Raw genomic sequence first — 15,109 nt, forward strand, 5'->3', positions numbered from 1 at the left:
GTTCTCAGGCGAGTACGGCTTGGGCGATTCCGGATGCGGATCCGATGATGGCGGCACAGATCAGGATCCGGGCCAGAGTGGCGTCCTCGACCATCTGCGTGCCGGTGGATTTACGTTGATTGACGAACACCGCCCCGCACACGAACAGTGCTGCGATGCAGGTGACGATGGCGAACCAGAGCAGCCACGACAGGCCCGTCATGATCGGCTGCCACACCTCGTCGGGCCACTCGACCGGTGAGGTCGGTGGTTGCGCGAGCACGACGGTGTTCATGTCATCGCCGCCGTGACCACCGTATTCGCCACTCCAGCAACAAATCCGAGCAGAATCGACACATACAGCAGTCCGATGGCCCGCTGGTTGGGCGCACAACCGCAACCCCTGAACTTCTCGTACGCAAGCTCGCCGCTGCCGGCCATGATTCCGATGACCGAGGCGATGATCAGACCCCACAGAGTCCAGTTGAGGATGGTCATAGGACGAGCATGTTGACCAGGCCTGCGGCACCACCGATGACGATGGACCCGAACAGTCCGCCGACGAGTTTGCCGGTGGCATTGCCGCCTTGGCCTCCGCCGGAGATTTTCTCGTAGGCGAGCATCGCGCCGCAGATCATGATTCCGGCGACGGCCGCGATGATGCAGCCCCACATCAGCCAGGACAGCAGGGTCAAGATCTTGTCCCCGGTGGGGCCGTCCGGTGCTTGGGGGCTGACGTCGCCGATGTTCTGCGCGAGGAACGTGGTCGTCGATGCGGTGAGGCTGGCAATCATGGTGTTCTCCTTGGGTGTTGGTTGAGAGGGTGCGGTTCAGTGGCCCGCTGCGATGCGGGAGGCGGTGAAGATTTCCCGACCGATCGCGGCGAGTTCGTGGTGTGGGCTGGTCGTAGAGGGGGCGGGGGCGCGCATCCGCCCTGGTGGGGGTGGGTCTGGTTCGGTGGGGGTCCATATCGCGAGTTCGTTCTGTCTGTGGGTGCGCAGATCTTCGACGTACGGGACTCGCCACACCGCTGGTGCTGCGGAGGCGACGACGTCCGCCCATCGGCGCAGGGTCTTGGGGAGTGGGCCGGGGGCGTCGGGTACCAGCACCAATCCGAGGAGAGTGCAGTCGCCGACGAGGCCGGCCTGAGCTTGCAGGAGAAGGTCGTGGGCAGCGTCGAGGCCGGCGCGGTCGGTGCGGCAGACGACGACGACGTTGCGGTGCCGGTCGGCGGCGGGCCAGCCCCGGCGGGCATCGCCCGCCGGGGCCCAGATCTGGGCGAGTGTGCCTGCGCCGGAGCGCCCGTGAGCGGCGAGGAGCCACATCACGGGCGGGCGACCGTGGACTGCGACCGGGGCGTCGTGAATCGGCGCTCGGCGTTCGGGTGGCGGTATCCGCAGCCCTGCCGGGGTGACCGACACGTCGTCGTCTCGGTAGTAGTCATGGTGCTCAGCTGGTTGTGCGGCCATCTCGGGCGCACCTCCTTCTCCGGCGTTCTCGGTCACCGAGTGGTGGTTGGTGAGACGGTGGTCGGCACAGCGGCAGAAACAGAGGGGGTTGTCATGGTGGCCGTGGTGGTCGTCGTGGCGGTGCCGGTGGACCCGATGGTGGCGTGGGCGGCGAGGATGCTCCCGGCACTGCGGACGGTGTCGGTGGTGGCGAACAGCGACGCACCCTGTTTGATTACTGCCCCGACCTTGTCGGCGAGAGACTGATCGCCGGTCAGGTCAGCGGCGAGTGCGACGATCCACCGGACGGTCAGCTCGACGGGGGTCTCACCTTGGGATCCGACCGGAACACTGTCGTAGGAACCATGTTTGGTGGCGGTGTTCCAGTACGAGGTGTCGGTGACGAGCTGCGCGAGGCCGGCGTTCTCGTCGATGGTGTTCGATACTTCCTCGAACGCGACGTCGACGGCCGAGTCGATCGTGGCCGGGGGCACGAGCTTGACCGCCGAGGACAGCACTTTGGTGGCGAGTATGCCGAGGGCTGCGGGTGGGTTGGTCAGGCCGACGGTGGCGAGCTGACCGATGGTCTCGGGGGTGATGACGTCCTTGGCGACGGTGATTGCCGCCCCGATGGCCATGCCGGCGATCTTGGTGACCGCACCGACCGCTTCGTCGATCATCTCGTCGGTCGAGGTGGCGGAGGGGTCGGAGTACTTCGCCATTTTCGACAGCACGGTCTCGGAGGACGAGGTGACCTCGAATCGGCCTGCCTTGGAGTCGAAGTCGATGTTGTCGTTGATCACCGACGCACCGGTCATCAGCGCGGTCCGTCCGACGGCGGTGGAGACGTCGGTGAGGATCCGGACGGGGTCGCGGGTGTCCATCGAGGACTGTCCGGCGATGGAGGCGACGAGCTTGGCGGCGGGGGCGTCGATGGGGGTGTCGCACGCGAGATCGCCTGCGGTGCAGTACGAGGCGACCCGGTCCGAGACTGCGCCGAATCCGGCGATCTTCGGTGTCGGTGCGATACCGCCGCCTGCGGGGGCGGCTGCGGCGACGGCCGGGGCGAGTTGGACGGTGTCCACTGCTGCACCGTCGGTTCCTGGTGCCGGGGCGGGGGCGGAGCCGCCGCCGGCGATGACGTCTTCGCCTTCGGCGCGGGTGGGGTCGGAGAACAGTGCAGCGCCGGCGAAGTGGTCGGCGTCGACGGGTCCGGTTCCTGCCCCGATGTCGCGGGTGACTTGGGAGGCGACCTCGCCGCCCTGGGAGTAGCCGGAGAGGAAGACTTTGGTGCCGGGGCAGCGTGCGGCGATGTCGGAGATCATCTTGGTGGTGTTCTCGACGCCGATGTCGACGGACTGGGCGTAGGGAACGGAGCTGCGGTCTCCTGGCTTGCCGCCGAACGATGCCGGGTACGGGACGTAGCTGCGTTCGAGAGCGGGTCCGTCGCCGGAGTTCGCATCACGCATCGCGGGAACGGTCAGTCGGGAGAAGAAGCCGGAATCGGTGTCGGGTGAGGAGTTCTCGTCGATCTCGGTGGTACCGGGGACGACGACGAGATGCAGTACCGGGCAGTTGCCGTCGGTGCTGGATTGGCTGGTGGTCGCCGATCCGGACGGTGTGGGTGTGGCGGAGGGCTGCGCGGCCGCGACGCCGCTGGCGGAGACCGCGACCGTCATCGCTGCGGTGGCGGCGAGCAGGCGCGGGGTAAGGCGGCGAACCTGGTCGATGGATGTGTGCACGGTTTCTCTCTTCTTCGGTGGGATCCAGCGGATGTGCCTGGTCATAGGGGGTCAGCGCGGGACGATGGCGGAGATGAGCGTTGCGCCGTCCTGCGCCTTGGTGGTGGTGATCCGTTGGCGGCTCATCCGGCCGTCGATCCCGGGTCCGCGTTCGACGACGGTGACGTCGTAGATCCCGGCGTCGATCGGGTCGGCCAGGACACAGAACTCGATGTCGGGTTCGAGCTGGTCGATCCCCTGCTGGAGTCTCTGCGCGGACGCCATCACCGCATCCGGTGCACCTGCTGCGCGGGCTGCGGCACCGTCGCGGTCGAAGTAGAAGGCCTTCTCGAACCGCCAGATCGCCACCGCGCCGGGGTCGTCGCTGTCTTCGGTGACCGGTTCGCCGTCGGCTTGCCCCCGGCACCAGGTGACATCGGCTGCGGCGGCTCCGGCGGCAGCGGGAGCTGCCGAAGTGGGAACGGTTGTGGTGGTGAGGATCTCGTCTGGCAGCAGTGCGGCAGGGGCCTGCGGTTCGTCATCGACGCCGGTGAGGACCAGAGCTGCTCCCAAGCCTCCTCCAACCAAGACCGTGAGGGCAGTCGTGACGGCGACAGTGGAGCGGTGGCGACGCCACCACGACCGTGGGGGCGGCGTCTGCGCGGTGTAGGGGCCTCCAGTGCGAAGTAGAGAGGTCCGTTCGTCGAAGGAGCTGTATCCGTCCGCTGGCCGGGCGGAGCCCATGTCGTTCGCAGAGTCGCCTGCGAACCAGTCGTCGTCGTGATCGTCGGTATGGTTCTGGTCGGTCAGGACGGTCAGTCTGCGCTCGGACGCTGCAGCGACAGTCTCTGTGTCGGCGACGATAGGGTCGGCGAACCAATCATCGGAGCTGTCGTCGGGGGTCTCTCGAGGTGCCACAACAGGGCCTTTCCGAGTGTCGAAGTGCAGGAACGGGATCGAACCTTCGGATACAGCCCGCCCACCGGTACGGTCGGGCTGTACCCGGAGATCAGATCGCGAGGTTCAGGCTTGCCAGGGCAGCGTTCGCCTGGTCGAGAACCGGTGCGACGGCGGTGTTCACCGCAGTGACGGTGTCAGCCACAGCGGGCTGCTCGAGCACTGTCGAGGTGAACTGCGTGGCCTGCTCGAAGGCCGGTTCGGTCCACACCGGGGCGTCGATGGCGCTCTGAACGCTGGGGGCATCCAGTGCTAGCGGCGCGGCGGTGACCGGCGCGGCCGGGGGTGCCGGTACGGCTTCGGCTGCCGGGAGCGGGGCGGGCTCTTCGATGATCTGCTGCTCACCGCCGAGGACGGTGGCACCGAGGACGCCGCCGATCGCAGCGCCTGCACCGGTCAGACCGAGAACGATCGGTGCCGACAGGGCAGCGCCCACGCCTGCTCCGGCGAGTGCCGCTGCGCCGGGAATGAAGACCCAGCCAACCGGTCCGCCCCAGACAATCGCACCTGTGCCGGTAGTGGCAGCGACGCCGAGTCCGCCGCCGATCGCAGCGGCGGTACCGGTGATGACTGCGGCCGGGACGGCGGATGCGGCGAGGCCGACAGCGCCACCGGCGACGACGCCGGTGATGGTGCCCGCAGCGATACGGTCCGCGCGGGATGCGTCGGCGAATCCGTTGTCCACGAGCCAGTTTCCGCCGTCGGCCTGAATGGCGGCTCCGGTGTTGTTGAACTGTTCCACCAGGTTCGGATCGAGCAGGTTCGGGTCGTACGGCACGAGCTCGCCTCCGACGAGGACGTAGCCCTCGGGTGCGTCGATCGGCGCAATGACCTTGCGCTGCACGGTCGGCACCGGCGGCGGGGGCGGCGGGGCCGCTTGCAGGGCGGGCGGTGCGTCGGTCGGCGCGGCCTGCGGCGCGGGAGTGGTCTCGTAGTAGGTGTTCTGGTACGACGACTGCTGATTGCCGGACCGGTAGTCGTCGTAGCTACGCCATTCGGTCTGCTGCACCTGGGGTGAGGCCTGGTAGCCGGGCAGGAACTGGCGTTCCTGGGTCGGGGCCGGCGGCGGCGCGACGGGAGTGGTGTCGGTGGTTCCGGACTGGGCGGTGTCGGGTGCGGTGACGAAGTCCTGCGGTGCTGCGTGTGCGGTCGCGGTGCCCCACGCGAGGGCGACGGCCACGGGAACGGCAGTGAGAACGAGAGCCCGGTCCCTGCGGCGGCGGTGACGCCCACCAATTCCTTGCTGAGGAGACATTGTGTGGCTGTGCCTTTCGTAAGCCGCTGTGATGCAGCGGTATTGGGTGATGTGTGACAGGAGTGGTTGATGGTGGAACCACCACCGTCCGCGCTGGGGAACGACCGAAAACGAGGGTCAGCCTTCGGGTGAACCCTCAGCGCGGACGACGGGTGATGCCTTGGGAGTGGATGCCAGCGGGCGTCCGTTGCACGCTGGCATCCACGAGCACTCAGCCCAGTAGGCCGAGCCAGAACCAGAGCTGCGAGAAGATCCAAGGCATCGGGCGTATTCCTTTCTGTTAGTAAGGAGTTGTGGAATGTGTTCGATGTCCCGGCGGGGTAGCGCAGTTCGGCACACGATGAGGTCGAAGCGTCACCATGCGACCCTCGCGCCGGTCCACCAATTGAGGGGCTACACGGGAGCCTCAGTGCAGTGCGTTCGCCGCGTAGACCCTCGCGACTGATCGCCTCTTCAGGCGTCAGTCGAGATTGGGGGTACTAGGCCACGTGGCTGAAGAGCGGAGACCGTGGGAGTGGTTCCAGGAACGTCGCATTGGCGTCAGTCCATTCACCAATCACCGCGCCCGTCTCTTCGCAGATCAGCCTGTGGTGGCTGTGGTGGGGCACGGCTGGGAGCGAACACACGGCCAGGCCCGCAACACGGTCGTTGACCGAGGGGCAGAGGGCGATGCCGGGATTGCAGGTGGAGCCCGGATGTAACGTTCGCGGTTGCGCGACAGATGTCATAGGTGTCTCCGATCCGATTGCGGTTCTGCTAGATCCGCATAGGCTGGGAGAGCCCCTGCGGATACAAGTTGGGCCCGATATTGGGGCTTTGTTCTGTAGGTGGAGGGGACTCCGGATGCGTTTCGGGACGACCAATCACGGCGCATCTGGAGTCTGCTAATTCGAGTTACTCTGAGCCAGTCGGCTTCTCGCTTTCTTTGGCGCATCAGTGATGCGTAGACGCTGTGGTTGATGCGGTGTGCGTCTGTAAGCCGAATCTTGCTCTGCCGACGCCCCGGGGGTGAACCTCAGTTGCATCGTCTAAACAACTGTATCTATACACTAGCATCAAAACATGCTTTATGTGCTACCGAATTGGGACAAGTGGCATCGTGTCCTCTCGTGAGGTTCCATCGGTGAGGCGTCGGTTGCGTGGTTTCGCACCTGACAAGCTGCGGGCACGACGAATTGAACTCAAGCTGAGTGGTGCCGAGGTTGCGCGCGTTCTCGGAGTGGCTTTGACGACGTACTCACAATGGGAGCGAGGCCAGTCCCATCCCCGTATAGACACTCTTGCTCGATGCGCTAAGGAATTCGGGTGCGAGATCAGCGATTTCGTCTCAGTGCCGGAGGACGAGGAATACCTCGGTGATCTGCGAATATCCAGGGGGCTGACCCAGGGGATGCTCGCGAGCGAAATCGGCGTCAGTAGCCAGTACATCGGGGCGCTCGAGCGCGGGCAGAGCAAACTGAGCGCGCCGGCCGCCCGCCAGATAGCGGAAGCGTTGGGGTACCCGGCGCAACGGGTCAGCGAGGCATACGAGCGTGTGCGGAAGCGGCCACGGGGCGAACCGGCCTGAGTAGGGACCTGACTCTGGATCGACATTCTGGCTCCAAGACGCGTGCTTGTTAGCCACGTGAAATATGTTCCACGTGGTGCTCAAAGGCTGCGTCTGAGGGCCATGCGGCCGACAGGAAATCTTCAACTCTTCGGGAGAGCGGAAGGTGCCGAGGGCGAAGCTATCACGATCAGTTAGGGAGTGGGAACCTCGAGCACCTGCTCGGAAGGTTGTAGCGCGGGGAGCACCGCAAGGACCAGCCGGTCACCAAGCTGTCCAGGGTAGGGCCTTAGTTCGAGTCGGGTTTGCTGCCACTTCCAGCCGGTCGCGTCGCCGCCGTCGATTGCACGGACGCGTACATCAGCTGACACAGGTGACGTATCGTGAGTCCACTTTTCCAGAGCGTCTGACAGTGTCGCTCGGTCGTCGTCGTGCAACACGCCACAGCCGCTTGTGAGGTCACGCCATTTCACCCAGGTTGGAGCTTCCGGTAACCACATTGTCAAAATCCCGGTTCGGCCGTCGAATACAGCGATGCGTGTTCCACCGCTCTCGAGGCCGCTCGGCATTCCCAGCTCAGCCAATGTCGGTTTGTCGGGTTCCGTTGTGTCTGTCACGTCGTGCCATAGCAGCCTGAGGCCGACGTTGGGAGGGTCAGTTCTCCCCCTCCCCCAGCAATGCCAACGCATGATTCGGCCATCTGCGTGGAGAACGGACATCGGGCCCTCCCACTTCTGACCGTGTGTAGGAACCAACGCCTGGGCGAACAACTCCTCGGACCCATCGAATTTGACAGCCTTGGCGTTGTACTCAGCCGGGGTTCGTTCTGGTACGTGATCAGCAGCAGAGACGCCGGACATCGCGGAAGCCTCGACTGTCTGCTCGATGACGGTGCGTTCGAGTAGCCAGGCTATTCCGGAAACTATGCGCACAGGATCGGGTTCGACCTCCGGGTCCCCCACCCAGACCTGTATGCCGTGGGTTTCCCCTGACGGCCCCAGAACTGGTACTGCGCGTATGCGAGCTTCACGCCGACGGCCTTTGAAGAGCACATCTTGCTGGGCGCGAGAACTGCGCGTGAGTTCCAGAAAACCAGGTAGATCGAACTCAGGCCCAGGTGACAAGCGATCGATTTTGGTCCAATCTCGGACCTTCCCCCCAGTACTGATGACTGTCATCTGTCCCGGCACCAGAGTTTCCACCAGGTGCCAGCTGTTCACGGTGTCCACAGGTTCCCCCTCCTGATCGACTTAGACCGACGACGGTACAGTCACAGCCGCCGCGAAACAGAAAGTCTGACGCCGTGTGGCCTCATTGTCACTGCTTCGCGCACATCGAGCTGGTAACCGGGGTCTGCCCGAATCTCGTACCGACGAGCGATGGACGCCAACGCAAGCACCGCCTCGTGTAAGGCGAATTGGCGGCCGATACACGCTCGCAGACCAGTGCCCCAAGGCTTGTAGATGCGGCGGTTGGTGTCGCTGGCCTGGCCTGTGGCGAACCGGTCGGGGTTGAACTTGTCTGCCTCTGGCCCCCACTCCGGTGAGCGATGCAGCTGTGGAAGGAGAACAAACACCCAACCCTCCGGTACCTCGTACCCGCCCAGCGAAGTTGCTCCGCGCTCACGAGCCTTGCGGAAGTAGCCGGGTGCAGCGGGCCACAAGCGGAGAGTTTCGTCGACTACATGTCGTGTCCGTCGCAGCTTGGGTACATTCTCGAACTCGATGTCGGTGCCATCAGGAGCGACGGCGTCAACTTCGGCCCGTATCCGCTGCATCTCATCGGGCCGCGTGCTCAGGAAATGCAACGCAAAGGCGATGGTCGATGCTGTTGTCTCGTTCCCCGCGATCAAAAAAGTGATGATCTGATTGCGGATGTTCTCCAGGGCCAGTCTGTCGCCCGTATCGGGGTCTGGCGTGCTGAGCATATGTTCGAGCAGATCCGGAGATGTTTTGCTGGAGTCAGGCTGGGCCATTCGCTGTTCGATCAGGGAGTCGACAGTGTGGCGTATGAACTGGAGGTCCTCATCGTGCTGCCTCGTCGCCCTTCGTCCTAAGACAGAGCGGATGATCGGCACATCGTTCGATGACTTGTTCACATAGTGAAGGACGCGAGCGATGGCGTCCGCAAAGGGTACGGCCTGGCGAAACGAGCCAAAATCATGCGACAGGGCGCAACGCCCGATCACGTCGAAGGTCAGCTTTGAGCACTCGTCGTAGGCGTCTACCGGACCAGATCCGCTATCCCACGAGGTCAGAAGTTCGTTGACTGATTCCTGCATGGCTTCGTGGTAACCGCGCATGGCCCCTTTGCTGAACGCCGGCCCTAAAACAGCATGCGCGCTATGCCAGTTCGGCTCCGAGTTGAACGCGGTGAACAGACCGTCTTCGCCGATGGCGCGTAGCTTGCGATGTGGCAGGGCGAGAAATTTTGCCCAGTACTTCTCGTCGTTCACTTCCGCGACAAGCTCCGGTTCCGAGACGACCACGAGTCGGTGGCCGAAAATCTTGCGTTCGTAGATCCCCCCTAGCTCGGTGGCCATTGCCATCTCTTTCTGAACCGGCTTGGCAGTATCGAGGCCAACGATGTCTCCGGCAAACGGCAACCGGTAGCGCGGATGAGGCAGAGTCTTCGAGATGGTTTGGGCGATCTCCATGCCAGATAGTGTCCACCACGTCCACAGACTTTGGTCGACGGCCATTATGTGACGCAGCTGCGAGAGTGGACCGGCAGCGCGTGAAGACCGTTTGAATGACAGAGGTGTAATTCCTGGTGACTTCCTCGGCGTGTCTCAACGCTTCGAAAATGATTCTGGTTCAGGATAGACACCGGTTGGGACCGCGGAAGTAGACGAAGGAGGCCGTGCCATGCCGATGCCCAGTAAGGGTGACCGGACGTCACTGACTGTCCGACTGCCGTCGGAGCTGATTGACACGCTCAAGGCGCAGCGAAGCTCGGCTGGTGCGACATCTCTGAGTCAGTACGTCGCTGATCTGATCGCGATTGCCAGCGACCGCGAAGATCTTGCGCGCGAACTGAATCGCGCGCATGAACAGGGGGTACTGCCCTTGACTGCGTAGCCGTCTCGACCTGAATCGACATTCGGGTCTTAGTCCAACTAAATCTACGCAGCACCTTGAGATGACAAAAACCCCCGGCGTGCGGGCCGAGGGCTTCTGAAGTCAGAGAAGCGAGTGACTAGCTCGCGACTCGTTCTGTGTTGCTTTCCCCGAAGGGACTGTCTTGGCGGACATGTCTCAGGGTACATCGTGCCCTGAAGTAGGTACAAGATTGAATGCTCGTGTCGTCCACCCGGATGCGACTGCGGACCGGCTGTGGCGTCGATTCGCACCGGCCATTGCTGCGCGCCGATCGATGCGTCTCTACGACCCGACGACACGTAAATACGTGTCCGCGGGGCCGCTGACGGTCAAAAGGCCGGCACTGCCTTCCGCTGTTCCGCTGTTCTCACGCGAGCGCGCCTGCATCGTTGCCCTGGACTTCGACACCAAACACCACGGTCACGCCGCCGTTGCGGCCGACGTGACGCGTCTGCTGGCCTGGTTGACCGAATGCGGTGGCCGCGCCGTCGTCGACCAATCGACCAGCGGCGGCCGACACGTGCTGATACCGCTGGCACCGGGAAGAACAGTCACCGCCGGCGAAGTACGGCCACTGCTACGTCTTCTTGCAGCGCGACTTCCCACGTTGGACATCACACCGATGACCAACCACAAAACCGGGTGCATCACGGTGCCGGGCTCGCAGTGCAAAGAAGGTGGCTACCGCACCCTCGTCGACCTCGACCCGGCTACAGCGGCCGACATCCTGACCGTCGGGTCCGATGCCGGCACACTCCAGCGCCTCGAAGCCCTGCTCGGAGGAACGGGCCGCACGGTCACCAGCCCGATCGACACCCACATCCGCGCCGAGACGTCCACTGAACGCGTCCTCGGCAGCAGCGATGACGCCCGGTTGCACCCACGTTTCTGCCGTTCCGCCCCGCCGCCTCGCTGCGTCCTCGACTTCGCCAGCACCGGCCGCATCGACACCCGCCGCTGGCCCTCACGCTCGGAAGCACGCCAATCCGTCATCACCCACGCAGTCCTCGCCGGTGCCAGCGCCACCGACATCCTGACCCGCGTTACTGAGCCTGCATGGGCGGGTGTGCGTGCCGCATACGCCCGCTACGCCGAACCCGAACGCGCCATCCGCCGCGACACTGCCCGCGCACTCGACTGGGCTGCATCGACACTCCCCGACCCAGTCCGGGATACCGGGCACAAGCAAAAGCACACAGGGGGTACCTACGATCCGGTACTTCGTTTATGGCTTACCCACGCTCAAACCTGGGTCGCCTCCGAGTTTCATCATCGTCGGGATCGATGGACTACCCATGCAGTCGTTCAGGCACTGGCGTGGGCTGCCGCAGTGTCAGGGCAGATAGTTGAAGGTGTTCCCACTGTCGGTGTCGGTGGGCGGTCACTGTCCATCGCCGCCGGCATGCTCCCCGAATCGACGGTGTGGTCAGTTCTGGAGCGGCTGCGGGACATGGAAGGCTCTCCACTGTTGCTGATCGAGCGTGGGGTGGGTCAGAACCCTGATCGGTACGCGCTGGTGTCCACACACGCGGGTCGGGCGGGGGTGATGGACACCGTGACAGGGGCAGCAGAGGTGGAGTCGGTACACCCGGTGTGGAGTGTCATCGGATGGCGTCACCGCATCCTCTACGACGCAGTGGCCGCCGCAGCAGAACCTTTGACCCCGGATGAGTTGTTCACCGTCGTCGGGGTCGGACGGAGCAGTGGGTACGAGGCTCTGTTGGATCTGCGTGTCGCCGGTCTGCTCACGGTCGAGAACACCCACATCGGTGTCGGGCCGGTCGATCTCGACGACATCGGCCATCGTCACGGTCTCACGTCGGCCGTCCGTGCCCGCATCGTGCGCCACCGCGCCGAACGCATCGTCTGGAGAGAATGGCTCGCAGCTCGGGAGGAGGCACGCACCCCGCCCGAGCCCGATCGGTCATTGTTCGCGATTGCTGACAATCACCCGGCCGCTCCACCCGACCACGACTACATTCTCGCCGTGATGAACACCGGCCCGCCAGACCCGTTCTAACGCATTTGTGTCACGGTCACCCATCTACGGCAGACCGTGAGCGCCGGGCTTTTTCGCGTCGCTCGCTCTCGCCCGCCCACAGCGCGGACCGCACGCTGGAATGGTGGACCGAACTGGCTTCGTACACCGGCGTCGCTGTGTGCTGCCGGTGCTGCACGACCCGTCTACGTGCTCGACTTCGGCCCAGAAGACGTTCTGTATGAGATCAGATGACCGGTGCGTTGGGTTGACGGCGGATGAAGTCCGCCATCCCGGGGACGGTGAAGGCAACCAGGCCGCGGGCGGGAGACCAGATGAGTCCTTTGCGTATGCAGGAGTCACGGTGCGGTGCCATCGATTGCGGGTTCGACCCTAGGGCCTCGGCGAGGGCTGCCGTCCGCGGAGTATCGGTTCCGCTGCGTGCAATGGCAACCAGATAACGTTTTTCGGCTTCGGTGGCCCGTAGCCACCTCGAGCTGTAGAAACCGGAATCGAGCGAGGCATGACCTGTGTCGACGGCGTCCTCTGCGTCGGCCAGTGTAAACGGGGACTGTTGGGCTGCCTGCCAGAGCTCGTGACCGAACACCTGAAGGAAATACGGGTAACCGTCGCTCGCCGCGACGACGTAGTCGGTTGCCTCGGTATCGATGTCCTGGTTCAACCGGGTGATGGGGGTGACGAGCGCATCGCGAGCCTGATCGTCGGCGAGCGGACCGATGGTCCTGTAGTCGAACTGACGCTCGGCGTACGAGCGTGCGTCTGCCAATGCTTGCGCGAGGTTGGGCAGGCCTGCGCCACATACGAAAAACGGCCACTCACGCTGGGCCGCACGGTGCTGGGTTGCCAGGATCACCTGCAGGAGCGCCGGCTCGAGTTCCTGCATCTCGTCGATGAACAGCCCCAGCGCGGTGCCGTCCTTGCGGAGTTCCTCGGTGAGATCTTCGACGAGGTCCTCGAATTCGACCCCCAGGGTCGGCTTCTCGGCACTGGCGGAGCGAGCGAGCTCGACTCCGACACCGAATGCTGTGGCGGACACCGAGAACTCTTCGGTCAACTGCCGGATCTTGTTCGCTACCGGGCCGGAGAACTGACGACGGCGTACAGCGCGAGAGATATCTTTCGCGATACGCCTCCGCAGGGCCTCGGCACCTTCCACACTGGTCTGAGCTTCGACCTCGACCACCACCCAGTTGTGGCGGCGAGCTTGGTCCGCCATGGTCGCCAACAGTGTCGTCTTGCCTACCCCGCGGAGTCCCTGGAGCATGAGCCCGCGGTCGTAGCGGCGCTGTTTCGCCCGTGCGATCAACAAGTCGAATCGTTCGAGTTCGGCGGTGCGTCCGACGAGTTCGGGTGGTCGGGTGCCAGACCCGGGTGTGAAGGGGTTCAGTCCGTACTCCATGCACTCAGACTATCGGATCGTATGCATATGTATTAGATCAGATCTTATATTTGCGTATACAATCTGATATGGCGAACGGCTCGGCGCAAATCCAGGCGCACTACGTCGACAAGCCGCACCCGGCGCGGAAGCAAGTGCTGCGACGCCTTTGCGGTGTCACTGTCGGCGGATGGGCGGTAAGTGTCTTTCGTACCGTCAAGAAATGTTGACAGTGTGCGGGGGATTCCAGAGCTGGGCCTGCAGGCCACACGTCATTCCCCGCCGTCATGAATTCAGGTGCCAACCCACGTTGCGGCAACGAAGGTGGTGTCCGGCTTCTGTGCTCGATGAGGTGTACGACGGTGGGGTCTCGGTGCGCTACATCCCGAGCCCAACGTGTCAGGTGCTACCACCGCTGGCGGATGAGTCGAGGAGTTGGAGGGTGCGTTCGAGGAGTTGCTCGATGCGATCCTCGACGTCGTCCACCATGTCCGGCACATCGGCCAGTGCCGTGTGGGCGCGGCGACGTGCCTCGACACCCGAGCGGTAGTACCCGGAGTCGAGCTCCGTAGATGTCGGCTCCGGAGCGGCGATCGGGCCACTGGGCTCAAAACCGTCGGATGGTCTGACGATCAGGCGACGTGGAGTGTGCAGCGGAGAAACGCCCGTGCGGTGCCGGGCGGTCACCGCTCCGACCTCGGCGGCGGTCATCGCCGTGACCGGCAAGGGCAGGTGGCCCCACCGGTCGATCGGCACCGCGACCGGACCGCGGCGCTGCGGCAACCCGGACATATCGGGAAAGGTGTTGCGCTGCAGATGTTCCGCCAGCAGTGTCGTCGATGGGTAGCGCTCGGAGAACTGCAGGACCGTGTGCCACCGGTGCCATATCGTGGCCGGCTCGAAATCAGTGGCGCAGTTGGGGACGATGCGGATTCGGTGGCGGCCCTCGATCCACACACTGTCGCCGCCGATGGTGATGTCTGTGCGGTCGAGCCCGGCAATAGCCCTGTGGGACAGGCCCGCTCCGGCGAGAACGAGAAGAACTGCGTCGCGGCGGCCGAACAGTGCAGCCGTTGATCCGAAGGTCGGCAGTCCGGCCGAGATCACCTGGTACTGCTCGGCACGACGTAGCGTTCGGTCGCTGCGGGCCGAGTCCAGTGCGATCCGAACCGACGTGGCTCGCCCGGGAGCGGGCTGGCCAGCGTCGAGGTGAGCGCGATTGATCGCGGAAACCCGGCGCCGCTGAACTGCGTCGCCCGCAGGATTCTCGGCCAGAAACTCCGACAGCGTGATCGGCGATGCGGGTAACGCCTCGACATCGGCCGCGGAGCACCAGTCGACAAACAACGCCCACTGGTAGCTGCAACTACTCACCGTGTTGCCCCGTCTCGGTCCCACAGGTGCGACGGTACCGCTCACAGAACCTTAATCGCGGGTCCACCACGACCTGGCGCACAACCGTGCTTGCCTCCATCGTTGAGGTGTCGGCGCTCCCCTCTTGCCTATCCCGAAATCATCTCTGGGGCTATGCGGTGACCGATCCGGTCAAGGCTGCGGGTGCTTATATGATGCCGTGCCCGCGGACGTTTCTGTCGGTCGCAACCTTCAAAGAATCGGCGACTTTGCCAGCTGCTTCGTGTCTCTGTACCCGCAGGCATTTCCTTCGGTTGTAACCGATGTCGCTTTGGCGAGCTACACGACCGGCTTGTTTCTGTGCCCGCAGGC

14 protein-coding genes are annotated in these 15,109 nt (G+C 64.2%); 3 read left to right on the plus strand and 11 right to left on the minus strand.

The window, feature by feature from the left end:
* Positions 1 to 4 precede the first annotated feature (4 nt).
* The 7 genes from R3P93_RS22390 to R3P93_RS22420 all read right to left on the minus strand — a co-directional run bounded on the left by R3P93_RS22390 (position 5) and on the right by R3P93_RS22420 (position 5,360).
* Positions 5 to 274, minus strand: a complete 270-nt coding sequence (locus tag R3P93_RS22390) for a hypothetical protein (RefSeq protein ID WP_032386869.1) — start codon at positions 272 to 274, stop codon at positions 5 to 7.
* Complete coding sequence (locus tag R3P93_RS22395; RefSeq protein WP_317534136.1) at positions 271 to 477, minus strand: hypothetical protein; 207 nt, start codon at positions 475 to 477, stop codon at positions 271 to 273. Before R3P93_RS22395 ends, R3P93_RS22390 begins: the two co-directional genes overlap by 4 nt.
* Positions 474 to 773, minus strand: a complete 300-nt coding sequence (locus tag R3P93_RS22400; RefSeq protein ID WP_051364808.1) for a hypothetical protein — start codon at positions 771 to 773, stop codon at positions 474 to 476. The genes R3P93_RS22395 and R3P93_RS22400 overlap by 4 nt, the downstream gene beginning before the upstream one ends.
* Before the next feature lie 36 nt (positions 774 to 809).
* The gene (locus R3P93_RS22405) at positions 810 to 1,448 is read right to left on the minus strand and encodes a DUF6668 family protein (protein WP_317534137.1); all 639 of its coding nucleotides are present in this window, start codon (positions 1,446 to 1,448) and stop codon (positions 810 to 812) included.
* A gap of 32 nt (positions 1,449 to 1,480) precedes the next feature.
* Positions 1,481 to 3,169: a cutinase family protein gene (locus R3P93_RS22410; protein WP_317534138.1), complete on the minus strand. Its 1,689-nt coding sequence runs from the start codon at positions 3,167 to 3,169 to the stop codon at positions 1,481 to 1,483.
* Positions 3,170 to 3,220: 51 nt separating this feature from the next.
* A complete protein-coding gene (locus tag R3P93_RS22415; protein ID WP_317534139.1) occupies positions 3,221 to 4,066 on the minus strand; it encodes a hypothetical protein in 846 nt (281 codons plus the stop codon).
* A 91-nt stretch (positions 4,067 to 4,157) separates the two neighbouring features.
* Complete coding sequence (locus R3P93_RS22420) at positions 4,158 to 5,360, minus strand: hypothetical protein (RefSeq protein WP_317534140.1); 1,203 nt, start codon at positions 5,358 to 5,360, stop codon at positions 4,158 to 4,160.
* 1,069 nt (positions 5,361 to 6,429) lie between these two features.
* Here R3P93_RS22420 and R3P93_RS22425 point away from each other — a divergent pair.
* Complete coding sequence (locus R3P93_RS22425; RefSeq protein WP_080731984.1) at positions 6,430 to 6,927, plus strand: helix-turn-helix transcriptional regulator; 498 nt, start codon at positions 6,430 to 6,432, stop codon at positions 6,925 to 6,927.
* A gap of 173 nt (positions 6,928 to 7,100) precedes the next feature.
* Here the strand turns inward: R3P93_RS22425 and R3P93_RS22430 are convergent, their stop codons facing one another.
* Both R3P93_RS22430 and R3P93_RS22435 read right to left on the minus strand, forming a co-directional pair.
* The gene (locus tag R3P93_RS22430; protein WP_052057167.1) at positions 7,101 to 8,135 is read right to left on the minus strand and encodes a GAF domain-containing protein; all 1,035 of its coding nucleotides are present in this window, start codon (positions 8,133 to 8,135) and stop codon (positions 7,101 to 7,103) included.
* A 41-nt stretch (positions 8,136 to 8,176) separates the two neighbouring features.
* On the minus strand, positions 8,177 to 9,562 hold the full coding sequence (locus R3P93_RS22435; protein WP_032370878.1) for a cytochrome P450: 1,386 nt from the start codon (positions 9,560 to 9,562) through the stop codon (positions 8,177 to 8,179).
* Between the two features lie 211 nt (positions 9,563 to 9,773).
* On the opposite strand from R3P93_RS22435, the gene R3P93_RS22440 reads away from it, so the two are divergent.
* Together R3P93_RS22440 and R3P93_RS22445 are read left to right on the plus strand one after the other, a co-directional pair.
* Complete coding sequence (locus tag R3P93_RS22440; protein WP_032370879.1) at positions 9,774 to 9,986, plus strand: hypothetical protein; 213 nt, start codon at positions 9,774 to 9,776, stop codon at positions 9,984 to 9,986.
* Between the two features lie 211 nt (positions 9,987 to 10,197).
* The gene (locus tag R3P93_RS22445) at positions 10,198 to 12,027 is read left to right on the plus strand and encodes a hypothetical protein (RefSeq protein ID WP_317534141.1); all 1,830 of its coding nucleotides are present in this window, start codon (positions 10,198 to 10,200) and stop codon (positions 12,025 to 12,027) included.
* A gap of 205 nt (positions 12,028 to 12,232) precedes the next feature.
* Here the strand turns inward: R3P93_RS22445 and R3P93_RS22450 are convergent, their stop codons facing one another.
* On the minus strand, positions 12,233 to 13,405 hold the full coding sequence (locus tag R3P93_RS22450) for an ATP-binding protein (protein WP_317534142.1): 1,173 nt from the start codon (positions 13,403 to 13,405) through the stop codon (positions 12,233 to 12,235).
* 378 nt (positions 13,406 to 13,783) lie between these two features.
* On the minus strand, positions 13,784 to 14,782 hold the full coding sequence (locus R3P93_RS22455) for a hypothetical protein (RefSeq protein WP_317534143.1): 999 nt from the start codon (positions 14,780 to 14,782) through the stop codon (positions 13,784 to 13,786).
* Between the last annotated feature and the right edge of the window lie 327 nt (positions 14,783 to 15,109).

This window comes from Rhodococcus cerastii, assembly GCF_033042195.1.
In the GTDB taxonomy this organism is placed as follows: Bacteria; Actinomycetota; Actinomycetes; order Mycobacteriales; family Mycobacteriaceae; genus Rhodococcoides.